Origin of the sequence: Variovorax sp. PAMC28562, from assembly GCF_014303735.1 — a bacterium.
Classification (GTDB): domain Bacteria; phylum Pseudomonadota; class Gammaproteobacteria; order Burkholderiales; family Burkholderiaceae_C; genus Variovorax.
Map to the genome: position 1 here is coordinate 259262 of NZ_CP060296.1, position 25492 is coordinate 284753.

Annotated in this window: 27 protein-coding genes and 1 tRNA gene; 15 read left to right on the top strand and 13 right to left on the bottom strand. The window is 64.0% G+C overall.

All coding sequences use genetic code 11. From position 1 onward, the window contains the following. Window positions 1-43: 43 nt before the first annotated feature. The 5 genes from H7F36_RS01265 to H7F36_RS01285 all read left to right on the top strand — a co-directional run bounded on the left by H7F36_RS01265 (window position 44) and on the right by H7F36_RS01285 (window position 3250). Window positions 44-120 (top strand) — tRNA-Gln (locus tag H7F36_RS01265). 97 nt (window positions 121-217) lie between these two features. Further along, window positions 218-1192 carry a ribose-phosphate pyrophosphokinase gene (locus H7F36_RS01270; RefSeq protein WP_187052977.1) on the top strand — a complete coding sequence of 325 codons (975 nt, stop codon included), beginning with the start codon at window positions 218-220 and terminating at the stop codon, window positions 1190-1192. A gap of 114 nt (window positions 1193-1306) precedes the next feature. Continuing rightward, window positions 1307-2017 carry a 50S ribosomal protein L25/general stress protein Ctc gene (locus H7F36_RS01275; RefSeq protein WP_187052978.1) on the top strand — a complete coding sequence of 237 codons (711 nt, stop codon included), beginning with the start codon at window positions 1307-1309 and terminating at the stop codon, window positions 2015-2017. Window positions 2018-2103: 86 nt separating this feature from the next. Further along, window positions 2104-2763: an aminoacyl-tRNA hydrolase gene (pth, locus tag H7F36_RS01280; protein WP_187052979.1), complete on the top strand. Its 660-nt coding sequence runs from the start codon at window positions 2104-2106 to the stop codon at window positions 2761-2763. Next, window positions 2708-3250, top strand: coding sequence for a hypothetical protein (locus H7F36_RS01285; protein ID WP_261802586.1), 543 nt, complete (start codon window positions 2708-2710; stop codon window positions 3248-3250). Before pth ends, H7F36_RS01285 begins: the two co-directional genes overlap by 56 nt. Here H7F36_RS01285 and H7F36_RS01290 read toward each other — a convergent pair. Next, on the bottom strand, window positions 3228-3512 hold the full coding sequence (locus H7F36_RS01290; protein WP_187052981.1) for a YfhL family 4Fe-4S dicluster ferredoxin: 285 nt from the start codon (window positions 3510-3512) through the stop codon (window positions 3228-3230). The two genes, H7F36_RS01285 and H7F36_RS01290, sit on opposite strands and share 23 nt — an antisense overlap. A gap of 64 nt (window positions 3513-3576) precedes the next feature. Between H7F36_RS01290 and H7F36_RS01295 the strand changes: the two genes are divergently transcribed. The 7 genes from H7F36_RS01295 to H7F36_RS01325 all read left to right on the top strand — a co-directional run bounded on the left by H7F36_RS01295 (window position 3577) and on the right by H7F36_RS01325 (window position 11675). Then, window positions 3577-4536, top strand: coding sequence for an ABC transporter permease (locus H7F36_RS01295; protein WP_187052982.1), 960 nt, complete (start codon window positions 3577-3579; stop codon window positions 4534-4536). Then, a complete protein-coding gene (locus tag H7F36_RS01300) occupies window positions 4533-5408 on the top strand; it encodes an ABC transporter permease (RefSeq protein WP_187052983.1) in 876 nt (291 codons plus the stop codon). The genes H7F36_RS01295 and H7F36_RS01300 overlap by 4 nt, the downstream gene beginning before the upstream one ends. A 42-nt stretch (window positions 5409-5450) precedes the next feature. Further along, window positions 5451-6461: an ABC transporter ATP-binding protein gene (locus H7F36_RS01305; protein WP_187052984.1), complete on the top strand. Its 1011-nt coding sequence runs from the start codon at window positions 5451-5453 to the stop codon at window positions 6459-6461. A gap of 80 nt (window positions 6462-6541) precedes the next feature. Continuing rightward, window positions 6542-7300, top strand: a complete 759-nt coding sequence (locus H7F36_RS01310; protein WP_187054746.1) for an ATP-binding cassette domain-containing protein — start codon at window positions 6542-6544, stop codon at window positions 7298-7300. An 85-nt stretch (window positions 7301-7385) separates the two neighbouring features. Continuing rightward, on the top strand, window positions 7386-8879 hold the full coding sequence (locus tag H7F36_RS01315; protein ID WP_187052985.1) for an ABC transporter substrate-binding protein: 1494 nt from the start codon (window positions 7386-7388) through the stop codon (window positions 8877-8879). Then, window positions 8876-10282, top strand: a complete 1407-nt coding sequence (locus H7F36_RS01320) for an amidase (RefSeq protein WP_187052986.1) — start codon at window positions 8876-8878, stop codon at window positions 10280-10282. Before H7F36_RS01315 ends, H7F36_RS01320 begins: the two co-directional genes overlap by 4 nt. A gap of 31 nt (window positions 10283-10313) precedes the next feature. Further along, window positions 10314-11675, top strand: coding sequence for a tetratricopeptide repeat protein (locus tag H7F36_RS01325; protein WP_187052987.1), 1362 nt, complete (start codon window positions 10314-10316; stop codon window positions 11673-11675). A 15-nt stretch (window positions 11676-11690) separates the two neighbouring features. Here H7F36_RS01325 and H7F36_RS01330 read toward each other — a convergent pair whose 3' ends face one another. Then, on the bottom strand, window positions 11691-12389 hold the full coding sequence (locus H7F36_RS01330) for a histidine phosphatase family protein (protein ID WP_187052988.1): 699 nt from the start codon (window positions 12387-12389) through the stop codon (window positions 11691-11693). Window positions 12390-12513: 124 nt separating this feature from the next. On the opposite strand from H7F36_RS01330, the gene H7F36_RS01335 reads away from it, so the two are divergent. Beyond that, on the top strand, window positions 12514-13239 hold the full coding sequence (locus tag H7F36_RS01335; RefSeq protein ID WP_187052989.1) for an alpha/beta fold hydrolase: 726 nt from the start codon (window positions 12514-12516) through the stop codon (window positions 13237-13239). An 8-nt stretch (window positions 13240-13247) separates the two neighbouring features. Here the strand turns inward: H7F36_RS01335 and pxpA are convergent, their stop codons facing one another. From pxpA to H7F36_RS01370, 7 genes are read right to left on the bottom strand one after another with little or no spacing between them, the layout of a single operon-like run. After that, window positions 13248-13982 carry a 5-oxoprolinase subunit PxpA gene (pxpA, locus tag H7F36_RS01340; protein ID WP_187052990.1) on the bottom strand — a complete coding sequence of 245 codons (735 nt, stop codon included), beginning with the start codon at window positions 13980-13982 and terminating at the stop codon, window positions 13248-13250. After that, window positions 13972-15039: a biotin-dependent carboxyltransferase family protein gene (locus H7F36_RS01345; protein WP_187052991.1), complete on the bottom strand. Its 1068-nt coding sequence runs from the start codon at window positions 15037-15039 to the stop codon at window positions 13972-13974. The genes pxpA and H7F36_RS01345 overlap by 11 nt, the downstream gene beginning before the upstream one ends. Continuing rightward, a complete protein-coding gene (gene pxpB, locus H7F36_RS01350; RefSeq protein WP_261802460.1) occupies window positions 15036-15701 on the bottom strand; it encodes a 5-oxoprolinase subunit PxpB in 666 nt (221 codons plus the stop codon). The genes H7F36_RS01345 and pxpB overlap by 4 nt, the downstream gene beginning before the upstream one ends. Beyond that, entirely contained in the window at window positions 15702-16205 is a 504-nt protein-coding gene (gene coaD, locus H7F36_RS01355; RefSeq protein WP_187052993.1) for a pantetheine-phosphate adenylyltransferase, read from the bottom strand. It abuts the gene before it with no gap. 39 nt (window positions 16206-16244) lie between these two features. After that, complete coding sequence (locus H7F36_RS01360; RefSeq protein WP_187052994.1) at window positions 16245-16904, bottom strand: RsmD family RNA methyltransferase; 660 nt, start codon at window positions 16902-16904, stop codon at window positions 16245-16247. Beyond that, window positions 16901-18253 carry a M16 family metallopeptidase gene (locus H7F36_RS01365; protein WP_187052995.1) on the bottom strand — a complete coding sequence of 451 codons (1353 nt, stop codon included), beginning with the start codon at window positions 18251-18253 and terminating at the stop codon, window positions 16901-16903. Before H7F36_RS01365 ends, H7F36_RS01360 begins: the two co-directional genes overlap by 4 nt. Window positions 18254-18267: 14 nt before the next feature. Next, window positions 18268-19731, bottom strand: a complete 1464-nt coding sequence (locus tag H7F36_RS01370) for a M16 family metallopeptidase (protein ID WP_261802461.1) — start codon at window positions 19729-19731, stop codon at window positions 18268-18270. Window positions 19732-19761: 30 nt separating this feature from the next. Here H7F36_RS01370 and ftsY point away from each other — a divergent pair, with 30 nt between their 5' ends. Then, a complete protein-coding gene (ftsY, locus tag H7F36_RS01375; RefSeq protein ID WP_187052996.1) occupies window positions 19762-20952 on the top strand; it encodes a signal recognition particle-docking protein FtsY in 1191 nt (396 codons plus the stop codon). Between the two features lie 20 nt (window positions 20953-20972). Here ftsY and H7F36_RS01380 read toward each other — a convergent pair whose 3' ends face one another. After that, window positions 20973-21305 (bottom strand): FHA domain-containing protein, encoded by a 333-nt coding sequence (locus tag H7F36_RS01380; RefSeq protein WP_187052997.1) that lies wholly within the window; start codon window positions 21303-21305, stop codon window positions 20973-20975. A gap of 350 nt (window positions 21306-21655) precedes the next feature. On the opposite strand from H7F36_RS01380, the gene rpoH reads away from it, so the two are divergent. Then, window positions 21656-22600 carry an RNA polymerase sigma factor RpoH gene (gene rpoH / locus H7F36_RS01385; RefSeq protein ID WP_187052998.1) on the top strand — a complete coding sequence of 315 codons (945 nt, stop codon included), beginning with the start codon at window positions 21656-21658 and terminating at the stop codon, window positions 22598-22600. Window positions 22601-22693: 93 nt separating this feature from the next. Here rpoH and H7F36_RS01390 read toward each other — a convergent pair whose 3' ends face one another. The 3 genes from H7F36_RS01390 to H7F36_RS01400 are packed head-to-tail and all read right to left on the bottom strand — an operon-like array spanning window position 22694 to window position 25480. Further along, on the bottom strand, window positions 22694-23317 hold the full coding sequence (locus tag H7F36_RS01390) for an SCO family protein (protein ID WP_187052999.1): 624 nt from the start codon (window positions 23315-23317) through the stop codon (window positions 22694-22696). 13 nt (window positions 23318-23330) lie between these two features. After that, entirely contained in the window at window positions 23331-24236 is a 906-nt protein-coding gene (cyoE, locus tag H7F36_RS01395) for a heme o synthase (protein ID WP_187053000.1), read from the bottom strand. Then, a complete protein-coding gene (locus tag H7F36_RS01400; protein WP_187053001.1) occupies window positions 24233-25480 on the bottom strand; it encodes a COX15/CtaA family protein in 1248 nt (415 codons plus the stop codon). The genes cyoE and H7F36_RS01400 overlap by 4 nt, the downstream gene beginning before the upstream one ends. Window positions 25481-25492: the final 12 nt, after the last annotated feature.

Below are 25492 nucleotides of genomic sequence, written 5' to 3' on the forward strand. Positions count from 1 at the left end.
TCGGTAGGCGTCCGCTCCAAAAGAGCAGGTCGTCCACCCGTGTAGGGGCGTCGCCAAGCTGGTTAAGGCACTGGATTTTGATTCCAGCATTCGAAGGTTCGACTCCTTCCGCCCCTGCCAAACGTTTTGAACTTGCAGCCGTCGGGCTGCAAGACCCTGGACCTAGCGGCTCGACCGGGCCATTTCGCATTGCCGGATGCATTCTGCCGAGACCCTCATGCAGGTTCATCATCCTGATTTCATGGTTTTCACCGGCAACGCCAATCCTGGCCTTGCGGCGGAAATCGCGCAGCACCTCGGCACTACCTTGGGCGCGGCCCGGGTCGGCCGCTTTTCCGATGGTGAAGTCACGGTCGAGATCAATCAAAACGTCCGGGCGCGCGATGTCTTCGTGGTGCAGTCCACCTGCGCACCGACCAACGAGAACCTGATGGAACTGCTGATCATGGTCGACGCGCTCAAGCGCGCTTCGGCCGACCGGATCAGTGCTGTCATTCCTTATTTCGGCTATGCCCGGCAAGACCGTCGCCCGCGCTCGAGTCGCGTGCCCATCTCGGCCAAGGTCGTTGCCAATCTGCTTGAAACCGTCGGCGTCGAGCGCGTGCTCACGATGGACCTTCACGCCGATCAGATTCAAGGCTTCTTCGACATTCCGGTCGACAACATCTACGCGTCACCGGTCTTGCTCGGCGACTTGCGCTTGAAGAACTACGAAGACCTGATCGTCGTGTCGCCTGATGTCGGCGGCGTGGTCCGCGCCCGTGCACTGGCAAAGCAATTGAACACCGATCTGGCCATCATCGACAAGCGTCGCCCGAAGGCGAACGTGAGCGAAGTGATGAACGTCATCGGCGAAATCGATGGCCGCAATTGCGTGATCATGGACGACATGATCGACACCGCCGGCACGCTGGTGAAGGCGGCCGAGGTCTTGAAGGAACGTGGCGCAAAGAGCGTCTATGCGTATTGCACGCACCCGATTTTTTCGGGTCCTGCGATCGAGCGTATCGCCCAGGGCTCGGCACTGGACGAAGTGGTCGTGACCAACACGATTCCCCTTTCTGAAAACGCGCTGGCATGCGGAAAGATTCGCCAACTCTCCGTTGCACCGCTGATTGCCGAGACGATCCAGCGCATTGCCAAAGGTGAGTCGGTCATGAGTTTGTTCTCGGATCAAGACAACTTGTTCTGAGCAAAAAGCCGGCTTCTCTTTCAGGGAAGCCATTTTGAAACCGGCGCCGCACTGGTCGCGGTCGGCGCTTAAGAAGCGAAATGGCAATTGCGCCATCGCTCCAAGGAGTTAACTATGAAATTCGTCGCTTTTGAGCGCGCCAAGCAGGGCACGGGTGCGAGCCGCCGTCTCCGCATTTCGGGCAAGACGCCCGGTATCGTCTACGGTGGTGAAGGCCAGCCGATGCTGATCGAACTCGATCACAACGCGCTGTGGCATGCCCTGAAGAAAGAAGCTTTCCATTCGACCGTGCTCGAAATGGAAATGGACGGTGCCGCCAGCAAAGTGCTGCTGCGCGACGTGCAATACCACCCGTTTCGACAGCTGGTGCAACACATCGACTTTCAACGCGTCGACGCCCGCACGCGCCTGACCATGAAGGTACCGGTTCACTTCAAGAACGAAGCCGAATCCGATGCCGTCAAGCTCGAGCACAACCTCGTCAACCACGTGACGACCGAACTCGAATTGAACTGTCTGCCGACCGATCTGCCCGAGTTCATCGAAGTTGACCTGTCGGGCTTGAAGAAGAACGGCACCGTCACGCTGAAGGACATCAAGCTGCCCCGTGGCGTGAAGTGGGTCAGCCGCGGCAAGCTCAATCCGGTGCTGGCTTCGGCTGTAGCACCTGCGGCTGAAGAAGTCGACGAGCCGGCCGAAGGCGCTGCAGCCGACGCCGCCGCGCCCGCGGCAACTGGCAAGGGCGGCAAGGCACCTGCTGCAAAGACACCCGCTGCCAAGACCCCGGCAGCGAAGACGCCTGCTGCCAAGACCGCAAAGAAGTAATTCTTTCGCGCCTTGTGCCGCAAACGGCCCGCCTCGTGCGGGCCGTTTGCTTTTGTGCAGTGACAACCTCCCCTGATAATTTCCAGATGATCAAGCTCTTCGTCGGCCTCGGCAATCCAGGCCCGGAATACGAAGCCACGCGGCACAACGCGGGCTTCTGGTGGACCGATGCACTGGCGCGTGACCTCAAGGTGTCGCTGGTGCCCGAGCGCAGCTACCACGGCTTCGCGGCACGCGCGCAAGTGAATGGCCAACCGGTCTGGCTGCTCCAGCCGCAGACGTTCATGAACCTGTCGGGCAAGTCGGTCGCGGCACTTGCTCGCTTCTTCAAGATCGCGCCGGAAGAAATCCTGGTGGCCCACGACGAACTGGATGTAGTGCCTGGCGAGGCCAAACTGAAATTCGGCGGCAGCCACGCCGGACACAACGGCCTGCGCGATATCCATGCGCAACTCGGCACTGGCGACTACTGGCGACTTCGCCTCGGCATCGGGCACCCCGGCGTGAAATCCGAGGTGGTGAACTGGGTGCTCAAGAAGCCATTGAAGGAGCAGCGCGAAGCTATCGACGATGCCATCGCGCGCACGCTGCATGCGGTGCCGGCGCTGCTGGCCGGGCAGATGGAGAAGGCGACTTTGCTCATCCACACCAGCAAGCCGCCGAGACCCAAACCGCCGCGCCGTGAGCCGGATGGTGGCGGTGGAGGCACTGGCAGCGAAGGCGGCGCTGCGCCAGCCGCAGCCTGACAAGCGAAAAAGACAGAAAGGGAGAAAGGGAGAAAGAATGAGATCAACGAAGTTACCGAAGCAACGAGTCACCGGCCTACTCATTGCGACGGGCCTTTTCGCAATGGCTGCAACGGCTACCGCAGCATCCACTGCGCAGGCGAACGCACAAGGCACCTGGCGCTGCGGCAATACCTACACCGATCAACCCTGCAAGGGCGGCAGCGAAGTGAAGGTTGACGACTCGCGCAGCGAAACAGACCGCCGTGCGGCCGATGCGGCAACGCGACGCAATGAGCGCCGTGCCGACGAACTGGAACACAGCCGGCTCGGTCGAGAGAAAGTGGCAGCAGAAGGCGACCGCCGCGCGGCAGCCGATGCACGCCGCAATGCCGTCGCTGAACGCAAGCTGGCCTCGGCCGAAAAGTTGCAGCAAGCACGTCTGCGTAAGCTCGCGACCGAGCCGCGCAAATCAACGCAGACGTTCAAGGGCCCGGCGAAGCCGTAGCGCCCACGGTCGCCTTGTCGGCCGTCAGGCGCTCGAACTTCATCCACAGCGTCTCGCGTGTCTCGACATGCCCAGGGTGAGTCGGTATGCACGCCACCGGACAGATCTGCACGCACTGCGGCTCATCGAAGTGGCCGACGCACTCGGTGCACTTGTTGGGATCGATCTCGTAGATCTCGACACCCATGTAGATGGCGTCGTTCGGGCACTCGGGTTCGCACACATCGCAGTTGATGCATTCGTCGGTGATCATGAGCGCCATGGGGTCAATTATCCGCGCGGCGGCATGGCGCTTGCGTGTGTCGGGTTATGCTGCGCCCCGCCTCATGAGTCTGTTTCTTCTAAAGCGCCTCGCCACGCTGATCGGTACGCTGATCGGCGCTTCGGTCATCGTCTTCCTCGTACTGAAGATCCTGCCCGGCAATGCCGCGCAGTTGCTCATGGGCCCCGATGCCGCGCCTGAAGCGGTGGCGGCGCTGGCCACCAAGCTCGGCCTCGACCAGCCGGCCTGGACACGCTACTGGCACTGGATCGGCGGCATCCTCACCGGCAATCTTGGCGACAGCTATGCCTACAGCTCACCGGTGCTGGACCTTATTCTCGAACGGCTTGCGCTGACCGTGCCGCTCGCCCTGATGGCGATGGCGCTCACCACCGTGCTCGCGCTGCTGGTCGGCGTGACTGCTGCAGCGCGTCACAACAAGCTCGGCGATGTGGGCCTGATGGGCATGACGCAGATCGGTATCGCGATTCCCAACTTCTGGTTCGCGATCCTTCTGATACTCGTCTTTTCGGTCAACCTCCAGTGGTTCTCGGCCGGCGGCTTCGACGGTTGGGGCGAAGGCATTGGCGGTGTGGCGGCCGGCATCAAGGCCCTTCTGTTGCCCGCGTTGTCGCTCGCAGTCGTGCAGGCGGCCATCCTCGCGCGCATCACGCGATCGGCCGTGCTCGAAGTCATGCGCGAAGACTTCGTCAGGACGGCCCGCGCCAAAGGCGTATCGCAACGCGCCGTGTTGTGGACCCATGTGCTGCGCAACGCCATGATCCCCGTCGTCACCGTCATGGGCATGCAGTTTTCGGAGTTGCTGGCCGGCACCATCGTGGTCGAAAACGTGTTCTACCTGCCCGGCCTCGGCCGCCTCATCTTTCAGGCCATCAGCAATCGCGATTTGATCGTCGTTCGCAACTGCGTGATGTTGCTCGCGGCCATGGTGGTCATCGTCAATTTCGTGGTCGACGTGCTGTACGCGGTCATCGATCCGCGCATCAAGGCCAGCGACATATGAATGCCATCGTCATTCCGAGCGGTGCGGCGCTTACAGTGCCGGGCTTCTGGCGCCGCGCCTTGCACCACCGCAGCTTCATGCTAGGCGCTGTGCTCACAGCGCTGCTGCTGCTGGCGGCCGCCGTGTCGCTCGTATGGACCCCGTGGTCACCGTACGAGATGGACCTCGCCGACAAGCTGAAGCCGCCTTCGGGCTCGCATTGGCTCGGCACCGACACCTATGGCCGCGACGTCGTCTCGCTGTTGCTGGTTGGCGCACGCGCGTCGATCCTGGTCGGCATGATCGCTGTCGGCATCGGCCTCACGGCCGGCACCGCCCTCGGCTTGCTCGCTGCGGCACGGCGTGGCTGGATCGAAGAAGCCGTCATGCGGTTTTCCGACTTCACGCTGGCGTTTCCGGCGATCCTCTCGGCCATCATGATGACGGCGGTCTTCGGCGCCGGCATCGTCAATGCGATCGTCGCGATCGGCATCTACAACATCCCGACCTTTGCGCGCATCACGCGCGCATCGGCCAACGCAATCTGGTCGCGTGAATACATTGCGGCCTCGCGCGCCTGCGGCAAAGGGTCGTTCGCAATCACCATGCAGCACGTGTTGCCCAACATCTCGGCCGTGCTCATCGTGCAGATCAGCATTCGCTTCGCCATCGCGATCCTGGCCGAGGCCGCCCTCTCCTACCTCGGCCTCGGCACGCAGCCGCCGCAACCTTCGTGGGGCCGCATGTTGAGCGAGGCGCAGACCATGATGTTCCAGGCGCCGTTGCTCGCGGTGTTTCCGGGTGTGGCCATCGCGCTGGCGGTGCTTGGGCTCAACTTGCTCGGCGACGGGCTGCGCGACCTGCTCGATCCACGTCTTGCGCGCGCTCGTTGAACATCCCGACGAGCACCCGATGAAGCCCCGCTGATAAATCCCATGGCACTGCTCGAAGTCAACGATCTCCACATTCAGCTGCAAACGCAACGCGGCCCGGCCGAAGCAGTGCGCGGCATCGGCTTTGCACTGGAGCGCGGCGAGACGATGGGCATCGTCGGCGAATCGGGCTGCGGCAAGTCGATCACCGTCCAGTCGTTGATGGGTTTGCTTCCCACGACCGCGAAGGTCACCGGCAGCATTCGCTTCGACGGCACCGAACTCGTCGGGCTTGACGAGGCTGCCATGTGCGAGATTCGCGGAAACCGCATCGGCATGATTTTTCAGGAGCCGATGACGGCACTGAATCCGGTGCACACTATCGCGCGACAAGTCGGCGAACCGCTTCGACTACACCGTGGGCTCTCAGGCGCCGCGACTCGCAAAGAGGTGTTGGCACTTCTCGACCGCGTCGGAATTCCCGATGCAGCGTCGCGGCTCGACGCCTATCCGCACCAGTTCTCCGGCGGACAACGGCAGCGCATCGGCATTGCGATGGCGCTGGCCTGCGGTCCCGATCTGCTGATCGCCGATGAGCCGACCACCGCGCTCGACGTCACCATTCAAAAGCAGATCCTCGACCTCATCCAGAGCCTGGTCGCAGAGCGCGGCATGGCGCTGATCTTGATCTCGCACGACCTTGGCGTCATCGCGCAGAGCGTCTCGAAAATGATGGTCATGTACGGCGGCAGCATCGTCGAAAGCGGTGCGACTTCGGTCGTCTTCGCTGAACGTGCGCATCCGTACACACAAGGTCTGTTTGCAGCACGGCCTGCCCTCGGCGCACCGCGTGGCGTGCGGCTGGCGACTATCAAAGGCAGCGTGCCCGAGCTGGTCGACATGCCGCCAGGCTGCCCCTTCGCGGGGCGCTGTGCATACACCATCGATGCCTGCGTTTCGACGCGGCCACCGCCTGTCGCATTGCCGAGTGGCGACGTCGTGCGTTGCATACGACTCGGCGATTTCACAGCCATGCCGCCTTCAAGCCCGATGGCTTTGGAGGCAGTGTCGTGAACGCATCCGTGAGCACCTCTGCAACCAGTTCCATCGCACCCAAGCTGCTCGAAGTCACCGACCTGGTGCGCCACTACGCCATGCCGCGCGAGTCCTTGTTCGCTGCGCCCAAACTGGTAACGGCGCTCAATGGCGTGAGCTTCTCGATCGAACAAGGCCGCAGCCTCGGCATCGTCGGCGAGTCGGGCTCTGGCAAGTCGACCATCGCGCGATTGGTGATGGCGCTCGACAAGCCGACCTCTGGCCGTGTGGAATTGCTGGGTCGTGATTTGCACACCTTGCCGCGTGCCGATTTGCGGACTGCGCGGCGCGACATCCAGATGGTGTTTCAAGACCCGTACGGCTCGCTCGACCCACGTCAAACGGTCGCGCGCATCGTTGCCGAGCCACTCGAGGCGCTGGCCGAAACGACGCGCGCCGAGCAGCGCGAACGCGCCAGTGAATCGCTTGCCGCGGTGGGTCTGCGCTCGACCGACATGAACAAGTATCCGCACGAATTTTCGGGCGGCCAACGGCAACGCATCGCGATCGCCCGTGCGCTCATCACGCGACCCAAACTCATCGTGGCCGACGAGCCGGTGAGTGCACTAGACGTGTCGGTGCAGGCCCAGGTGCTCAACTTGATGAACGACCTGCAGCAGCAGTTCGGCATCAGCTATCTCCTCATCAGCCACGACCTCGCGGTCGTCAACCATCTGTGCGACGACGTGTGCGTGCTGCACCGTGGCGTCATCGTGGAACGCGGTGCGCCGCAGCAGCTGTTCGCGCACGCGCAACACCCCTACACGCAGGCGTTGCTGGCGGCCGTCCCCCGGGCGGAACCGGTGATGCCCGCATAAGCAAATGCTTGCCGGCCCACAGGCCGATCGCGCATGATGTAACTTTGTTTTCCTTGATTTCATCAGTCCTTCTGGAGCCCCGACCATGCTGAACAGACGCACCGTCCTCACCTCATCTGCCGCGGCCGCACTGGCCTCGACCTTGCCAACGCTTGCCTTGTCGCAAGGCCGCAAGGATTCGATCGTGATCGGCATGGCGCTCGAACCGCCGGGGCTCGACCCGACCGCAGGCGCTGCCGCAGCCATTGCCGAGATCGTTCAATACAACGTGCTCGAAACGCTGACCAAGATCAACGCCGACGGCAGCGTGACGCCGATGCTGGCCGAAAGCTGGGAGGTATCGCCCGACCTGAAGACGTACACGTTCAAGTTGCGCCGCGGCGTCAAGTTCCAGAACGGCGAACCGTTCAACGCGACGACAGTGAAGTTCGCCTTCGACCGCGCCGGCGGTGAGAAGAGCACCAACAAGGACAAGCGGACCTTCGCCAACCTGAGCACGCAAGTGATCGACGACGCCACCGTGGTCGTGATCAACAAGGAGATCGATCCCGACCTGCCCTTCGTGCTGGGGCAAGCGACGGCCGTGATCGTTGAGCCCAAGAGCGCCGACACCAACGCGACCAAACCGATCGGCACCGGCCCCTACAAACTGGAGAGCTGGGCCAAGGGTTCGTCGCTCGTTCTGACCAAGTGGGAAGGCTTTCGCAGCCCCGGCAACGCCAAGATCAACAAGGTCACGTTTCGCTTCATTGCCGACACCGCCGCACAGGCCGCGTCGCTGTTGGCCGGCGACGTCGATGCGTTCCCGCGCGCCGGCACACGCATCGTTCCGCAGTTCAAGAGCAACCCGCAATTCCAGGTGATCCTCGGCGGCTCGCGCGCCAAGACCATCGTCGCCATCAACAACAGGAAGAAGCCGCTGGACGACGTGCGCGTGCGCCGCGCCATCCTGGCTGCGCTCGACCGCAAAGCCTTCATCGAAGGCGCCGCCGATGGCTTTGGCGTGCCGATCGGAAGCCACTACGTGCCGGGCGCGGCGGGCTACATCGACACCACGGGCATCAACCCGTTCGACATCGAAAAGGCCAAGAAACTGCTGGCCGAAGCCGGCGTCAAGACACCGCTCGAACTGACGATGACCTTGCCGCCACCGCCCTATGCGCGGCAGGGCGGAGAAGTGGTCGTGGCTCAGCTCGCCAAGATCGGTATCGTCGTCAAGGTGCAGAACGTCGAGTGGGCGCAGTGGCTCAGCAACACCTACGGCGGCCCGCACAACTACGACCTGTCGATCATTTCGCACGTCGAGCCGTTCGACATCGGCAACTACGCCAAGCCGGACTATTACTGGGGCTACCAGTCGAAGGCTTTCGACACGCTGTTCGACAAGATCAAGAGCACCGGCAACGCGGCCGAGCGCCTCAAGCTTCTGGGCGAAGCGCAAAAGATGCTGGCGACCGATGCCGCCAACGGCTTCATGTACCAGCCGCAGTTCCCCACCATCGCCAAGAAAGGCGTGAAGGGTCTGTGGAAAGAAATGCCGATTTCCGTCAACGATCTGTCGGCACTGAGCTGGTCGTGAGCCAGGCACTCAACGAACTGACTGCGCGCGAGCTGGTCGAAGCCTACCGCGATCGCGCGCTTTCGCCGGTCGAGGTGACGCAGGCGGTGCTCGCGCACGTCGAGCGTTGGGAGCCGCACCTGCAGGCGACGTACCTGCTGCGTCCCGAGTCCGCGCTCGAGCAGGCGCGCGCATCGGAAACGCGCTGGCGCAACGGTTCACCGCTCGGCCCGCTCGACGGTGTGCCGACCACCATCAAGGAAAACATCGCGACGCGCGGTGATCCGCTGCCGGCCGGCACCGCGGCAGTCGAGTTGCGCCCCGCCCCCGCAGACGCGCCTCCGTCGGCCCGCCTGAAAGAAAGCGGCGCAGTGATCGTCTCGAAAACGACGATGCCCGACTACGGCATGTTGTCGTCGGGCCTGTCGAGCTTTCATACGCTGGCGCGCAACCCATGGGACTTGAGCAAGACACCCGGCGGCTCAAGCGCCGGCGCAGGTGCTGCCGCAGCCGCCGGCTACGGACCGCTGCACATTGGCACCGACATCGGCGGATCGTTGCGCCTGCCGGCCGGCTGGTGCGGCATCTTCACGCTCAAGCCGAGTCTGGGTCGTATTCCGATCGACCCGCCGTACATGGGTCGCTCCGCCGGTCCCATGACGCGCACCGTGGGCGATGCGGCGTTGATGATGGAAGTGCTGGCACTGCCGGATGCGCGCGACAGCATGAGCTTGCCGGCACAAGACATCGCATGGTCTTCGAGCGAAGTGGCCGTCGACTTCTTGAAGGGGCTGCGCATCGGCTTGCTGCTCGATGCCGGCTGCGGCCTGGCGGTCGAGCCCGAGATCAAGGCGGCCATCGAAAATGCAGCGCGCCTCTTCGAACAAGCCGGCGCCATCGTCGAGCCGATGCAGCCCTTTATGTCGCAGGCCATGCTCGACGGCATGGATCACCTGTGGCGCATGCGCTCGCTTGTCGACATGAGCACGCTGCCGCCTGAGCGACGCGCCAAAGTGCTGCCGTACATTCTTCAGTGGGCCGAGAGCGCCGCCGGGTTCAGCGGCGAACATGTGTTCCGTGCCCTCAGTCAGTTCCATGCGACCCGCGTGGCGTCGGTCGATGCCTGTGCGAAGTACGACTACGTGATCTCGCCCGTTTCGCCCAACATGCCGGCCCCCGCCGACCATGCATCGCCGACCAACGATCCGTTGCGGCCGCTGGAGCACATCGGCTTCACGGTGCCGTACAACATGTCGGAGCAGCCGGCGTCATCGATCAACTGCGGTTACAGCGCGGCGGGTTTGCCCATCGGGCTGCAGATCGCCGGACAACGCTTCGACGACCTGGGCGTACTCAAGGTGTCGCGCGCTTTCGAGCTGATTCGCGAGCCGCAACGCGCATGGCCGCAACCGCCGAAAAACTGAGAACCCGGTCGATTCCGCGACTCGCACGCAGATGCTCACGACAGACAGTCTCGGCAACCCGTTGACCCTCGACGACGAGGCCAGCCGGGCCTTGGTCGACGACTTCGTCATGGGCTTCATCTCGACCGAGGGCCGGGCCGCCAACTTGCTGGCCACCGCCGACACCGACCTGAGCCCGATCGTGCAGGCGTATGCGGCGACGCTGCATCTGTTCGCGGAGTCGCGCGATGCGGTCGCCAACGCGACGCCGTACCTCGACCGGGCGAAGGCGGGTGCGACCGACAATGCGCGCGCCACATCGCGCGAGCGCCGCTACATCGCAGCCGTCGAAGCATGGGCTGCCGGCGACACCGCGCGCGCCATCGCGCTGCACACCGAGCAGGCGCGCGAACACCCGCGCGACCTCGTGTCGCTCAAGCTCGGCCAATACCACTGCTTCAACACCGGCGACTGCCCCGGCATGCTGCGGCTGGCACTGGCTGCCCTGCCCGCTGCGGCCGATATTCCGTACATGCACGGCATGGCCGCTTTCGGCTACGAACAGTGCCACCTGATGCGCAAGGCCGAGGCGAGTGCGCGCCGAGCCATCGCCATGTGCCGCAAGGAGCCCTGGGCACATCACGCGCTGGGGCACGTCATGCTGACCGAGGGCCGGCTCACCGAAGGGCTGGCGTTCATGCAGGACGTGAGCGACACCTGGACTGGTCTCAACTCGTTCATGGTCACGCACAACTGGTGGCACGTGGCGCTGTTCCTCATCGATCTCGGCCGTGATGCCGAGGCACTGGATATCTACGACCGGCAAGTGTGGGGTGTAGCCAAGGACTACTCGCAGGACCAGATCGGTGCGGTGTCCCTGCTGGCCCGCTTCGAACTCGCGGGCATCGACGTCGGACATCGGTGGAACGATGTGGCCGGCTACCTGCCGCGCCGGCTCGACGACCATGTGCTGCCGTTTCTGGACCTGCAATACCTGTACGGCCTGGCACGCGCCGATCGCCCCGAAGCCGACACGCTGCTGCGCAACATCGAAGCCTTTGCACCGCACGCGCCGGCGTCGACGCGTTCAGCCTGGCAACGCGTGTGCGTGCCGGCCGCCATGGGCTTGATGGCGCACGCACGTGGCGACTTCGTGACCACCATCGAAGCACTCGGCCAGGCTTTGCCGCGACTGGTCGAGATCGGCGGCAGCCATGCGCAGCGCGATCTGTTCGAACAGGTTTATCTCGACGCGCTGGTGTGTTGCGGCACCGAGGCCACGCTGACAGGTGCGCAAGGCGTGCTGCAACAGCAGCTCAATGGACAACCCGAATCGCTCCGGTTGCGCCGGCAGACAGCGGCGGTGTACGTGCGCCTCGGCCTGGACACGATGGTCACCACACCGGACAGCTAGCGAGTCCCGGTGCTGCTAGCGCTTGGGCAGGTGCCGCGTCTGGTCGTATGTCGGCTGCGCCGGCAGATCGTCGAGGTGCCGTGTGTCGGCCCAGTCGAGAATCTCGATGCTTGTCGGCACCGCCGCATCGGCGATGCGAACACGATTGAACCCGGCATTCGGAATATCGCTGCGACGCGGCCCGCTCAGGCCCAGGCCATTGGCGGTGCGCCACACCATGTCGAGCACGCCACCGTGGGTCACGACCAGCACGCACTGGCCCGCATGGAGCGCCGCGATGTCACCGAGCGCGCCCATGATGCGCGCATGAAAATCGCGCGCATTCTCGCCCTCGGGCATCGCGTGGTCCTCGCGAAACTCCAGCCACTGCTCCCATGCACGCGGATGCAGGTTCTGGATTTCATCGGCACGCATGCCCTCGACAAGGCCGAAGTTCTGCTCCCGCAGCGAGACACGCGTCAAGACGGACAGGCTCAGTTGCTGAGCGGCCGGCGCAGCCGTTTGCTGCGCTCGCATGAGGTCGCTGCTGAGCAGATGCTGCACCGTCTCGCCTGCCAGTCGCAGGCCGAGACGACGCGCCTGCTCGTGCCCCATGTCGTTCAACGGCACGTCGATATGACCCTGGAATCGCAACTCGCGATTCCAGTCGGTCTCGCCGTGGCGAATGAGGATGATTTCGGTGGCGGAAGGAGATGCGGTGATGGGCGTTGGCATGAACGTCTATTTTCCCTTGCAACTGCGACGACCGTGTTGCGCCTCTTCGACGACTTCGACGACTTTCATCGGCATGCTCTAGCGACCGCCAATGGCACACCGCCGCTTCGCCGAAAATCGCCTGATGACCTCGCTCACCCGCCCCGTCCGCCTTGTTCTTCTTCCCGGTCTTGCCTGCGATGCGCGCTTGTGGCGCGATCAACTTCCCGTGTTGCCGGCGGCGCTCGAAACAAAGGTCAGCGATGCAGCGACGCGCTACGGCACCATCCCCTCGATGGCCGCCGCAGTGCTCCGCGAGAACGCCGGTCTGCTCATTTTGTGCGGTGCCTCGATGGGCGGAATGATCGCCATGGAAGCCGCGCGACAAGCGCCCGAGCGCGTCGTCGGGCTGGCATTGCTCGGCACCAACGCACAACCTGAAGGCGCTGAAACCTACGCATTGCGCGAAGCGGCCATCGAACTGTTCGAGCGCGGCGACGTGCGCGACGTGATCGAGCCGAACATCGTGTTCGCTTTTCATCGGGCACAGGCGACCGACCGCGAACTCACGCAGCGGTACCTGCAAATCGTGCTGGACGCGGGCGCCGTGCAACTCATCCGCCAGAACCGCGCCGTGATGCAGCGGCCCGATGCGCGCACGCACCTTCCTTCGTTGCGCTGCCCGGTGCTGGTGATGTGCGGTGACAGCGACACCTTGACGCCGCCTGCCTGCTCACGCGAAATCGCCGCGTTGGTGCCGCAAGCAGAGGTGGTGTGGGTACCGCAATGCGGCCACATGCTGACGATGGAAAAGCCGGCGCTGGTCAACGCCGCCCTGGTCGACTGGCTCGAACGCGTCAGCGCAGCCTGAACACGCCATCAGGCGTGCACGGCAATGCCTTCTTCGAGCAGCCGCTCGCGGATGCGTTTGGCAAAAGCCAGCGCATGCGCGCCATCGCCGTGCAGACACACGGTCTGCGCATTGACCGCGACGATGCTGCCGTCGATGGCCGTCACCTGGTGGTCGCGCACCAGCGACAGGGTCTGCGCCAACGACTGTGCTTCGTCTTCGATGAGCGCGCCGGGCTGGCTGCGCGGCACCAGGCTGCCATCGGACTGGTAGCCGCGGTCGGCAAAGACTTCTTCGACCGGCGTCAGGCCGGCCTTTCGCGCCGCATCGATCATCCCGCTGCCCGCCAGCCCGAAGAACTTGAGCGAAGGATCGAAGCGGCGCACCGCCTCGCAAATAGCGGCGGCGAGTTCGGGCTCTTTCGCCGCCTGGTTGTAGAGCTGGCCATGCGGCTTGACGTGGACCAACGTACCGCCCTCGGCCTTGACGATCGCAGCCAGCGCGCCGATCTGATACAGCACGCCAGCGGTGATCTCGTCTGGCGGCAAGTGCATGGTGCTGCGGCCGAAGTTCGCTCGATCGGGAAAGCTCGGATGCGCGCCGATCGCGACGCCGTGCCGGATGGCCCAGCGCACGCATTGCTGCATGGTCTTTGCGTCGCCAGCATGCCAGCCGCATGCGATGTTGGCCGAACTCACCAGCGCGAGAAGCGCTTCATCGCTGCCGGCGCCTTCGCCAAGGTCGGCGTTCAAATCAATCTGCATGGCTTGTTCCTTCGATCACCTCTCGGGGCAATGGTTCGACCACCGCATTCTGGGACGACACCGGCCAGCCTGCAGAAGCGAGGCCTTGATCGACCTGCGCCAGATACCGTTGCTGTCCATCCCACGCCGCCAGCGCTTCGGTGGCATCGACTCGCACCATCTGCAGTCGGCCGTTGAGCGGCGCCTGCGCCAGCTTCCACAAGTCCGCGCGAATCACCACGCCGACGCGCGGATAGCCGCCAGTGGTTTGCGAATCGCCCATCAGGATGATCGGCTTGCCCGACGGGGGCACCTGAACAGTCCCCGGAATGACGCCCGCCGACAGCATGTCGACGTTGCGCTTGCGCCTGAGTTCGGGCCCATCGAGCCGGCTGCCCATGCGGTTGCTCTGCGGCGTCACGCGCCATGTCGCGCTCCATAGCAACTCTCGCGAAGCGACGGTGAACTGATCGAACTCGGGGCCGGGCATCACGCGCAACGGGATCGGCGCATTGGCGCTCACGTGATGGCCGTCGATACCCCAGCCCGGCGCGCGCAACCCAAAAGCGCGACGCCTCAACAACGCCTGGGTCAACGTCGAAACGCCGATCGGCAAGCGGTCGCCCTTCTTCAATGCGCGGCCCTGATGACCACCGAACCCAGCCTTGAGATCGGTGCTGCGCGAGCCGAGTATCTGCACCACGTCGATGCCGCCGGCCACTGCGAGCCAGCTGCGCAGGCCCTGCTTGGCGCTCTTGGCGTTGGCGCCGGCGAGCACCAGGTTCTGCCCGGCGGACACCGGCACGCTCCAGTTCGGCCAGAGCGGAAAGCCATCGAGCGTCGCACCGAAATCGTCACCCGCCAGTGCGATGCGTGTGTGGGTCTCGAAGCGAAATTCGCAACGACCCATCGTCAATTCGAGCCCGGCCGCGTTGTCGTCGTTGCCGACCAGCCGGTTGGCCAGCGTCAACGCCAGCGCATCGAGCGCACCGCCCGGGCAGATGCCGAACTGCCGATGACCGTAGCGCCCCAAATCCTGCACCGACGACAGCATGCCGGGCCGCACGACGACGATCATGGTTGCACGCTTTCGGCGACGAAGCGCACGCGATCACCGGGACGCAGCAAGGTCGGCGGTTCGTTCTTCGGGTCGAACAGCTCGATCGACGTGCGGCCGATCAGCTGCCAGCCCCCGGGCGACATCAGCGGATAGATGCCGGTCTGCTCGCCACCGATGCCGACCGAGCGTGCCGGCACCGCGGTCCGCGGCTCTGCGCGACGCGGCGTTGCAAGCGCTGTCGGCAAGCCGCCCATGAAAGCGAAGCCGGGCAAAAACCCGAGGAAGTAAACGATGTAGTCGGCGGCCGCATGGCGCTGCACCACCTCGGCCGGCGTGAGGCCCGTGTGAGCTGCGACGTCGGCCAGGTCGGGGCCGTCTTCGCCGCCATAGCGCACCGGAATCTCGATCTGCCGGCCTTCGATGGCAGTGGCGGCGAGTTGCGGCCACGCTGCGAAGACCTGTATCTCGAGCTCGGAAGCCTCGATCTCGAGTGGGTCGAACAGCAGGGTCAGATTGTTCATGCCCGGCAGCACTTCATGCACACCGCGCCAGCGCGATGCTTCGCTGGCGAGCGCCCAGATTTTCTGTTGCTGTGCCAGCGTGGCCGGCGCGGGTAACTCGCAGAGCAAGGCTGCATCGCCGAGCGAGTGCAGGCGGGGCGGCTCGGCCGACATCACCATCTATTCGCGGCCCAGGCTGCGGACTTTGGCGATGAGTTCGGTCTGCACGCTGGGCGAAACGAACTTGTCGACTTCACCGCCGAGCATCGCAATCTCGCGCACGAAGGTGCTGGAGATGAACTGGTATTTGTCGCTAGGCGTGAGGAACACGGTCTCGACGTTGGGCATGAGGGAGCGGTTCATGCCTGCGAGCTGGAACTCGTAGTCGAAGTCGGTGACAGCGCGCAGGCCGCGCACCATCGCCTTGCCGCCGCGCGCCACCACGAAGTCGCGCAACAGGCCCGAAAAACTTTCCACGGTCACCTGGTCGCTGTAGGGCTCGACGGCCTGCTGCGCCATCTGGATGCGCTCTTGCAGCGAGAACAGCGCCTTTTTGTGATGGCCGGCCGCAACCGCGACGATCACCTTCGAAAAAAGCTGGGTGGCACGTCGCACCACGTCTTCGTGGCCGAGAGTGATGGGGTCGAAGGTACCGGGGTAAACCGCGATCACGTTGCTGGTCATGGGCTCCACTCCTTCGGCCTTCGCGGCCGGGTCGGCGGATTATGCAGCGCTGGCCGGGCCCTTTCGCAGCAGATGGGCGTGCACCGCCCCGGCCTTCAGGTGTCGGTAGACATGAAGGCCGAGCGGCGCCAGCTCTTCGTCGTTCCAGAGACGTGCGGCTTCGAGATAGACCGCGCCATCGTCGTGTACCGCGCGCGCCGCGGCACGCAACGCCGGCTCATACAGCGCCGGGCTTTCGAAAGGCGGGTCGAGAAACACCGCATGCATTGAATTGGCCGTCGTGCGCTCGAGTGCCGTAACGCCATTGCCGCGCTCGACGCGCACCGCCTCGGCCGCAAGCTTGGTTTTGAGCTTGAGCAACTGGTCGACGAGCGCGGATTCCTGATCGACCAGCAGCACGCTGACGGCACCGCGCGACGCCGCTTCGAGCCCAAGCGCGCCGGTGCCGGCAAACGCATCGATGCAGTGCCAGCCGGGCAGAGCGCCGCCGGTAGCGCCGGATGAAGCGCCCGCAAGGCTGGCGAGCCAGTTGAACAACGTCTCGCGAACCCGGTCGGGCGTCGGACGCAGCCCCGGTTTGTCGGCGACGGCGAGGCGCGTGCGCTTCCACTGGCCGCCGATGATGCGGACCTCATGCGGTCGTTTGTCGGCGCGGCCCGTCGGCTGAACGCGTGCTTTGGTCTTGTCTGGTTTTTTCATGGCTTGGCGCCGACGATAACCGTGACCATGCGCTCGGGCTGCAATTTGCGGGCAAACGCGGCCTTGATGTCGGCCGCAGTGATCGCGTTCATGCGCGTGGTCCAGGTGTCGAGGTAGTCGAAAGGCAGGTCGTACCAGGCAATGTTGGCGATGTTGCCGAGCAGCTTCTTGTTGCTGTCGAGAAGCAGCGGAAACCCACCGACGACGTTGTCCTTGGCAGCCTTGAGTTCGGCCTCGGTCGGGCCATCGGCAACGAACTTCGCAAGCACTTCGCGCGACACCTTCACGGCTTCGTCGGCCTGGTCGGGCCGCGTCTGGAAGCCGATGCGAAAGGCGCCGGCCTCCAGCCCCGGCGCAAAGCCGCTGTAGATGCTGTAGGTGAGTCCGCGCTTCTCGCGCACCTGCTCGGTCAGCCGCGACACGAATCCGCCGCCACCCAACACGTAGTTGCCAAGGTTCAACGCGAAGTGATCGGGATCGTTGCGCCGGTAGCCCGGTTGCCCGATGACGACCTGCGCCTGTGCAGACTCGAAAGGAATGCGTTCTACCTTCGGTGCCGTGAGCGCGACCACCTGCGCAATGACAGGCAGCGTGGCGCAATTCGCGGTTTGCGGCAGTCGCGCCAGCAACGCCGTTGCTATCGCATCGGCCTGCGCTCGCGTCACTGCGCCGACGATGCTCAGCTTGGCGCGGCACGGCAGCATCAGCTCCACGTATCGCGCGCGCATGGTCGCAACGTCGATGCGTGCCAGGGTGGCCTCATCGGTCTCCTGGCCGAGCGGATTGGACCCGTACACCGCATGCGCGAAGTTGCGTGCCGCGACGATGCCGGGCTTGGTGTTCGCCTCCTTGATGGCCGCGGTAAGGCGCTCGCGTTCTCGCTGCCAGACGTCGTCGGGGAAGGCGGGCTCGCCGATGACGCGTGCCGCCAGCGCAACGGCCTTGTCGAGCAACTTGGGATCGGAGAGGCTGCGCAGCGTGAAGCTAGTGCGCTCGGTGCCGGCACCGACGTTGAACTCGGCGCCCAGATCGGCCCAGGCTTCGCCCAGCGCGTTCTGGTCCATGGCAGGTGCACCGTCCACGGCACGAATGCCCTTTTCGACCATGTCTGCAGTGACGCCGGCCAGGCCCGCTTGCGCATCCGGGTCGCGGCGGCTGCCTGCATCGAAGTCGAGCTGCACATCGACGATGGGCAAGGTGCTGACGGCGCCGAGGTACACCTTGGCGCCGTTCGGCAGAGTCCAGTGCTGGATCGGAATGGCGGCCTGTGCACCCGAAACGGTAAGCGTCGCAGCGGCGGTCAACGCGGTCATGGCGGCCACGGCCGCGATCTTCTTGAAGGTCAACATGGGTTGCATTTCTTTCAGCGCAGTTCGCCCGCAGGCACGGCGGGCGCACGCGGGCGCCGGTTCTTGTCGACCGGCAGCGGCCGCAAAGTGGCGACAGTAAGTTGATCGTCACCGAAGTACTTGGCAGCGACCGCCTGCACCTGCGCCGGCGTGACGGCCTGCAGCCGCGCGATGATCTTTTCGCTGGCATCGAGCGGCAGTCCCTCGACCCAGTTGCTGCCCAGCTCACGCGCTTGCGCCATCACCGAATCGAGCTTGTAGGTTTCGCTGGCGACCCATTGCGTCTTGACGCGCGCCAGCTCGGCGGCGCCGACGCCATCGCGTGCCACGCGCGCTATTTCGGCGCGCAGTGCAGCCTCGACCTGCTCGGGTGTCTTGCCGGCAGCCGGAACACCGTCGAGCATGAAGACCTGCGGACCGCGACCGACAAAGCCGGCCGATGCGCCGGCCGAGTCCGCTACGCGGTCGGGGCCTTGCGTGAGCGCGCGGTCGAGACGCGAGCCGGAGTAGCCGTCGAGCACGGCCGACAGCACGACCAGCGCCCACACGTCGCTTTCGGCGTCCAGGCTGGTGATTTGTGGCGAACGAAACGCGAGCGACACGTACGACTGCTCGGCGGGTGCCTTGAACTCGACGCGGCGAACGCCCTTCTGTTCCGGCTCGGTGCGCGGCTTGCGCACCGGCAACGCACGCGCCGGGATGCTGCCGTAGTATTTTTCGGCCAGTGCACGCACGCGCGCCACGTCGACGTCACCGGCGATCACGATGGCCGCGTTGGCGGGTACATACCAGCGCTGGTGAAAGGCGCGCACATCGTCGGGCGTCATCGCTTCGAGATCGCTCATCCAGCCGACGATCGGGCGGTGGTACGGCGAAGCGGTCCAGATGGCGGCGTTCTGCTGTTCGCCGAGCAAGGCCCGTGGCTGGTCGTCGGTGCGAAGCCGTCGCTCCTCTTTCACTACTTCGATCTCGCGCTTGAACTCGTCGTCGACCCACTGGCTGTTGGCGAAGCGATCGGACTCGATCTTCATCACGTCTTCGAGCTTGCCTTCAGGGATCTGCTGGTAGTAGCCGGTGTAATCGCGCGTAGTGAAGGCGTTTTCGCGGCCACCGAGGGCTGCCACGCGGCGCGAAAATTCGCCGGGCTTGAGTGTCTTGGTGCCCTTGAACATCATGTGTTCGAGCGCATGGGCCACGCCCGAAGTGCCGTCGACTTCGTCGATCGACCCGACCCGCACCCAGACCATCTGTACCGCCGTCGGCGCGCGCCGGTCGGGCTGCACGATCAGCGTCATGCCGTTGGAGAGGGTGAATTGCTGAGGCTGCGTCGACGTTGATGCGGGGGTGGGGGTGGCAGTCGCGGTGGCAACAGAGGGTGAGGGCTGGGTTTGAGCCTGTGCAGGTACCGTCCACAGCGCCATGAGCGCCATCGTCAGCACCGCACCGGACGCAGCACGGCGTGGCGAGGGGTGTTTCATAGAATGGGTCCGATTGTAAAAACCTCCCGAATGTTCAGTTTCTTCAAGAAAAAGCCTGCGGTCGAAAGTCCTGCGGCACCCATTGCCCCTCCCCCGCTGGAAAAGCCTGCCGAATTGCCTGCTCAAGCAGCGCCGGCGCGCTCGGTTTTTGCACCCTCGACATGGTTCAAGGGCGAGACGGCGGTAGAAGTTCCGGTGGCGCCGCCGCCGGTTGCCGTGCCCGCGCCGCCATCGGTGGTTGCGCCTGCGCCTCAGCCGGTGGTAGCGCCAACGCCCGTCTCCGCTTTAGCGGCAACGGTAGCGCCCCCCCCCGCTGCCGCCTCCCGCGCCGGATGGATGGACAAGCTCAAGTCCGGCCTCCGCAAGACGGGCACCAGCATTGCCGCGACCTTCGTCAATGCGCAGATCGACGACGCCTTGTACGAGGAACTGGAGTCGGCACTTTTGATGGCCGACACCGGCGTCAAAGCCACCGAATATCTTCTGGAAGACTTGCGCCGCCGGGTGAGAAGCACCATGCCAAGCAATGCAGCGCAAGTGAAAGTGCTGCTGGCCGACGCTATCGCCGACCTGCTGAAGCCACTCGAAAAGCCGATGGTCATCGGGCAGCACACACCCACGGTGATCATGGTGGCGGGCGTCAATGGCGCCGGCAAGACGACGTCGATCGGCAAGCTGACCAAGCACCTTGCCAACGAAGGCGCGTCCGTCTTGCTGGCTGCGGCGGATACCTTTCGGGCCGCGGCGCGCGAACAATTGCTGGTATGGGCCGATCGCAACACGGTGGAGATCGTCAGCAACGCGGGCGGCGATCCGTCCGCCGTGAGCTTCGATGCCGTCAAGGCGGGTAAGGCGCGGGGCAAGGACGTGGTGCTGGTCGATACCGCAGGCCGGTTGCCCACCCAACTGCACCTGATGGACGAGTTAAAAAAGATCAAACGCGTCGTGAGCAAGGCCGATGCGACGGCACCGCACGAGGTCTTGCTGGTGATCGACGGCAACACCGGCCAGAACGCACTGGCGCAGGTCAGGGCTTTCGACGAAATACTCGGTTTGACGGGCTTGATCGTGACCAAGCTCGACGGCACGGCCAAGGGCGGCGTACTGTGCGCCATCGCGCGGGAACGGCCGATTCCGGTCTATTTCATCGGTGTCGGCGAAAAGCTGGAAGACTTGGAAACGTTCGACGCCCGCGAATTCGCTCAGGCTTTGCTCGGTTAGCAGCCGCTGAGTCAACTGTCTCAGTAGGTAGTGAGCGACAAGGCCTGGCCAGTGAAGGCGGTCACGTCGCGTTCGAGAAATCGCAGTTCGTAGTCGCCGATGCGGATCACATCCTGATGGCGTAACTTTTGGCGCTGCACCTTGAGCCCGTTGACGAACGTGCCATTGCTGCTTTCCAGGTCGCGGACAGAGAAAACTCCGTGATCGGAAGACAGCAGCGCATGCGCACGGCTGACCTGCGTGCCATGCAGCACGATATCGCTTTGGTCCGACCGGCCGACCGTGATCTGCGGCGATTCCAGCTCGATTTGTTTCGCACGTCCGTCGCTCGTGATCAGGATCACCTTGGCCATCGTTTCGCCCTCGTTGGTTGTTGAGCATGCTCAGCGCGTTGGCTGGCAGGGCTAATGTGACGCTGCCGACCTTAGTACAAAAGTGCAAATTCGACGAGGACGGCGTTTTTACCGAACGCTGCTCAACCATTCGACTCGAACGTGAAATAAATCGGTTGTCGGTTCGATTGAACGGCGGGAGCCCCAAAAGCTGATGGACAAGGAATGCGTCCGTGCCCTGGCCCACGGCCAAGACGGCCTGTTACCCGACAGCCAGACGCCACAAGCGAGGTAGAAACTAGTGGGAACCCTTACGTTAGCACTCGCTCTAACCGAGTGCTAATATGGTTTTTACGAAGGAGTTTCCCCAAATGACAACACTGTCTGGAGCCTCTGCAGCAAACCAGCTCGCCGTCGCCAACCCATGGTCGATGGTGCCCCCGCTGGGTAACCTGGACGCCTACATTTCTACAGCCAACCGGCTGCCGCTGCTCACACTCGAGGAAGAGCAGGGATTCGCGCGCAAGCTGCGCGACAACAACGACCTCGAGGCGGCCGGTGCCTTGATTCTTTCGCATCTGCGCTTGGTCGTGTCCATTTCCCGCCAATACCTCGGCTACGGTTTGCCTCACGGCGACCTGATACAGGAAGGGAACGTCGGCTTGATGAAAGCGGTGAAGCGCTTCGACCCTGACCAAGGTGTGCGGCTGGTGAGCTATGCCATGCACTGGATCAAGGCCGAGATTCACGAGTACATACTGAAGAACTGGCGCATGGTCAAGGTCGCGACGACCAAGGCCCAGCGAAAGCTGTTCTTCAACTTGCGCTCGATGAAGCAGGCCTACAAGGCCAAGGATGCAGCCGCCAATGGCGACACCCATCGCGCGACGCTGACCGAAAGTCAGGTCACGCAAATGGCCGAGAAGCTGAACGTCAAGCGCGAAGAAGTGCTCGAGATGGAAATGCGTCTATCGGGCGGCGACGTGTTGCTCGACCCGAGTCCGTCGGACGACGGCGAAGACCAGTTCGGCCCGATCGCCTATTTGGCCGACGCGACGCAGGAACCGACGGCGCAGCTCGAATCGCGGGCTCGCGACCGGCTGTCGAGCGACGGCATCTCGACCGCGCTCGAAGCGCTGGACGAACGCAGCCGACGTATCGTCGAGGAGCGCTGGCTCAAGGTCAACGACGACGGTTCTGGCGGCATGACGCTGCATGACTTGGCTGCGGTGTACGGTGTCAGCGCCGAGCGGATTCGCCAGATCGAAGTGGCGGCGATGAAAAAGATGAAGAAGTCGTTGGTGGCTTACGCCTGATCTTCTTGCCCTCGCAAAGCAAAAAGCCCGACGGTGTCGGGCTTTTTTTTGGCTTTCAATCTGGGCGGGGGCCATGCGGGAGCCCCGACAGGCTCAAGACGATTTCAGCAAAGCCTTCACGTCGGCCACCATTGCCGGAACGCCCGAGCCGTAGCGCGCATAGAGGCGCAGCCGGCCCTGTGGGTCGTACAGGTAGCTCGCAGCCGAATGGTCCATCGAATAGCTGGTCGGCGTGGATCCGTCGACCTTCTTGTAATAAGCCTTGAAGTCTTTTGCCGTCACGGCGAGCTGCTCGGGAGTAGGAATCAGCGCGATGAAGCTTGGATCGAACGCGCCCATGTACGCCTTCATGACGGTCGGCGTGTCACGCGCCGGATCGACCGTGATGAAGAGCACTTGCAACTTGTCGGCATCGGCACCGAGCGCTTGCTTCACCTGCGCCATCTCGGTCATGGTCGTCGGGCAGACGTCGGGGCACTGCGCATAGCCAAAGAACAGCACGACAACCTTGCCCTTGAAGTCGGCCAGCGTGCGCACCTTGCCATCCGCGTCGGTCAGCGAAAAGTCCTTGGCGTAGTCAGCGCCGGTCATGTCGACCGCATTGAACGTCTGCTTGGCTTCCTCGGTGCAACCTGAAATGCCAACGCCTGCAGCCATGGTCACACCGGTCCACGCCGCGACCAGTGCGATCGCTTTGAGCGCGTTGCGCTTGTTCATGAAAAGGGTCCGTTTAAATCAGGTAGTGATCGACCAGCAGCGCCGCAAACAGCACGCTCAAGTGGATCAACGAAAAGCGGAATGTCTTGCGCGCCAACGCATCGGAATAGTTGCGCCACAGCGCGAAGGCATAGCCAGTGAAACCGATGCTGACCGCAATGGCCACCGCAAGATAAAGCCAGCCGCTCATGCCGTAGATGAACGGCATGAGACAGGCGGCGAACAACACGCAGGTATAGAGCAGGACCTGCAGCCGCGTGAACTCGTTGCCGTGCGTCACGGGCAGCATCGGCAGACCGGCCTTGCGATAGTCCTCGACGCGATAGAGCGCGAGCGCCCAGAAGTGCGGCGGCGTCCACAAGAAAATGATCAGAAAAAGAATGAGCGCATCGGCGCTGACTTCGCCGGTCATCGCAGCCCAGCCCAGCACCGGTGGCATCGCGCCCGAGGCACCACCGATCACGATGTTTTGAGGCGTCAGCGGTTTCAGGATGAGCGTGTAGATCACCGCATAGCCGACGAAGGTGGCGAAGGTCAGCCACATGGTCAGCGGATTGATGGCAAACCACAGCACTGCAGAGCCCGCTGCACACAACACCGCCGAAAAGATCAGCGCCTGCCGGTCGCTGAGCTGACCGCGCGCCGTCGGACGCCATGCGGTGCGTTTCATCTTGGCATCGATGCCCTTTTCAACCAGACAGTTGAAGGCCGCGGCCGCGCCGGCCACCAGCCAGATGCCGGCACAGGCCAGCACGCCGCGCTGCAGATCGTCCCAGCCCGGCACACCGGGAACCGCCAGCACCATGCCGATCAGCGCGCAGAAAACGATGAGCTGCACCACCCGCGGCTTGGTCAGCGCGTAAAACTGGCGGAACACGTTGGCAGTGCTGGTCTGCTCCAGGGGCAATGGAGTGCTCATGCAGCCTCCCAGTCGGGGCCGTTGCTCGATACGCGCGTCTGAGGGTGCAGGTCCGCATCGGAAGGCGCAGGCGCGGCAGCCGTTTCGGGCTTGCTTTCACACAATGTCCATGTCAGGACGACCGCCAGCGCGGCCGCACCGCCGGTGTGCAGCACGGCGGCTGCCAATGGCCAGCCCAGCAGCACATTGCCAAGCCCGGTCGCCAACTGCAGCAGCGCGAGCCCCGCCAGCCAACGGCCTTGTGGCCGTAGCGGGGGGATACGATTCAGGCGCCACGCCAGAATGCCGATCGCGCCGAAGACCACGTAAGCCATCAGGCGGTGCACGTAGTGAATGGCCGTGAGCGCGGCGAATTCGATCGGTACCCCGTCCGATGTCATGCCGAGGTGACGCCAGATTTCAAAGCCCTGCACAAAATTCATCGCGGGCCACCAACTGTCTTGGCAGGTAGGGAACTGCAGACAGGCGACCACTGCGTAGTTGGTGCTGACCCAGCCGCCGAGCGCAATCTGCAGCACCAGCAGGGCGGTCGTCGCAATCAACCCGATGCGGAGCGCTCGACCAAGGGCTGTCGGCGTGCGCCCGGAAGCTATTTGCTGGTAGTGCACAGCCTGCACGCACAACATGGCAAGCAACCCGATGGCCCCGAGCAAATGCAGTGTGACGATGGCCGGGTAGAGCTTCCAGGTCACCGTCAGGGCCCCGAACGCGCCCTGCATGCAGACCCACACCACTGTGACCGCCGGCCAGACGGTGCTGAGCGGAGCAGTTTCGTGCAACGGCATCGTGGCCTCCGATGCCCGCGTGACACGCAGCGAAAGACGCTGGCGCCTGCGCGCCACCAATGTCGCCAAGGCCAAAGCGACGATCAGCGCTCCCACGCCTGTGGCACCGTAGCGATGAATCATCTCGACCCACGCCTTGCCGTGCGTGACCGGTCCGGTGGGTTGCGCAGCCTGCGCTGCTGCGATGTCATGTCGCGCACCGACCGGGCTGGCGTTGCCGTAGCAACCGGGCCAGTCGGGGCACCCCAGGCCGGAATCGGTCAATCGGGTGAACGCGCCGAACAGCGTCAGATCGAAGGTGAGAAACAGCGTGAGGACGGTGAGCGCGTGCAACCGCCGCGCTGCGCCCGCGCCGGCGTTGCGACGCCAAATCCACAGCAAAGGACCCAACGCAAGCAGCGCGCCGGCCACTATCAGCCAGACGATCGGTGTGAGGTCGTAGAGCGCTTGGGTGTTCATGGCATCGACGTC

Bases quoted from the DNA above. Each gene is read 5' to 3' on its own strand.
- H7F36_RS01270 (WP_187052977.1), top strand. From the start codon at position 218: ATGCAGGTTCATCATCCTGATTTCATGGTTTTCACCGGCAACGCCAAT.
- H7F36_RS01275 (WP_187052978.1), top strand. From the start codon at position 1,307: ATGAAATTCGTCGCTTTTGAGCGCGCCAAGCAGGGCACGGGTGCGAGC.
- pth (WP_187052979.1), top strand. From the start codon at position 2,104: ATGATCAAGCTCTTCGTCGGCCTCGGCAATCCAGGCCCGGAATACGAA.
- H7F36_RS01285 (WP_261802586.1), top strand. From the start codon at position 2,708: ATGGTGGCGGTGGAGGCACTGGCAGCGAAGGCGGCGCTGCGCCAGCCG.
- H7F36_RS01290 (WP_187052981.1), bottom strand. From the start codon at position 3,512: ATGGCGCTCATGATCACCGACGAATGCATCAACTGCGATGTGTGCGAA.
- H7F36_RS01295 (WP_187052982.1), top strand. From the start codon at position 3,577: ATGAGTCTGTTTCTTCTAAAGCGCCTCGCCACGCTGATCGGTACGCTG.
- H7F36_RS01300 (WP_187052983.1), top strand. From the start codon at position 4,533: ATGAATGCCATCGTCATTCCGAGCGGTGCGGCGCTTACAGTGCCGGGC.
- H7F36_RS01305 (WP_187052984.1), top strand. From the start codon at position 5,451: ATGGCACTGCTCGAAGTCAACGATCTCCACATTCAGCTGCAAACGCAA.
- H7F36_RS01310 (WP_187054746.1), top strand. From the start codon at position 6,542: ATGCCGCGCGAGTCCTTGTTCGCTGCGCCCAAACTGGTAACGGCGCTC.
- H7F36_RS01315 (WP_187052985.1), top strand. From the start codon at position 7,386: ATGCTGAACAGACGCACCGTCCTCACCTCATCTGCCGCGGCCGCACTG.
- H7F36_RS01325 (WP_187052987.1), top strand. From the start codon at position 10,314: ATGCTCACGACAGACAGTCTCGGCAACCCGTTGACCCTCGACGACGAG.
- H7F36_RS01330 (WP_187052988.1), bottom strand. From the start codon at position 12,389: ATGCCAACGCCCATCACCGCATCTCCTTCCGCCACCGAAATCATCCTC.
- H7F36_RS01335 (WP_187052989.1), top strand. From the start codon at position 12,514: ATGACCTCGCTCACCCGCCCCGTCCGCCTTGTTCTTCTTCCCGGTCTT.
- pxpA (WP_187052990.1), bottom strand. From the start codon at position 13,982: ATGCAGATTGATTTGAACGCCGACCTTGGCGAAGGCGCCGGCAGCGAT.
- H7F36_RS01345 (WP_187052991.1), bottom strand. From the start codon at position 15,039: ATGATCGTCGTCGTGCGGCCCGGCATGCTGTCGTCGGTGCAGGATTTG.
- pxpB (WP_261802460.1), bottom strand. From the start codon at position 15,701: ATGGTGATGTCGGCCGAGCCGCCCCGCCTGCACTCGCTCGGCGATGCA.
- coaD (WP_187052993.1), bottom strand. From the start codon at position 16,205: ATGACCAGCAACGTGATCGCGGTTTACCCCGGTACCTTCGACCCCATC.
- H7F36_RS01360 (WP_187052994.1), bottom strand. From the start codon at position 16,904: ATGAAAAAACCAGACAAGACCAAAGCACGCGTTCAGCCGACGGGCCGC.
- H7F36_RS01365 (WP_187052995.1), bottom strand. From the start codon at position 18,253: ATGTTGACCTTCAAGAAGATCGCGGCCGTGGCCGCCATGACCGCGTTG.
- H7F36_RS01370 (WP_261802461.1), bottom strand. From the start codon at position 19,731: ATGAAACACCCCTCGCCACGCCGTGCTGCGTCCGGTGCGGTGCTGACG.
- ftsY (WP_187052996.1), top strand. From the start codon at position 19,762: ATGTTCAGTTTCTTCAAGAAAAAGCCTGCGGTCGAAAGTCCTGCGGCA.
- H7F36_RS01380 (WP_187052997.1), bottom strand. From the start codon at position 21,305: ATGGCCAAGGTGATCCTGATCACGAGCGACGGACGTGCGAAACAAATC.
- rpoH (WP_187052998.1), top strand. From the start codon at position 21,656: ATGACAACACTGTCTGGAGCCTCTGCAGCAAACCAGCTCGCCGTCGCC.
- H7F36_RS01390 (WP_187052999.1), bottom strand. From the start codon at position 23,317: ATGAACAAGCGCAACGCGCTCAAAGCGATCGCACTGGTCGCGGCGTGG.
- cyoE (WP_187053000.1), bottom strand. From the start codon at position 24,236: ATGAGCACTCCATTGCCCCTGGAGCAGACCAGCACTGCCAACGTGTTC.
- H7F36_RS01400 (WP_187053001.1), bottom strand. From the start codon at position 25,480: ATGAACACCCAAGCGCTCTACGACCTCACACCGATCGTCTGGCTGATA.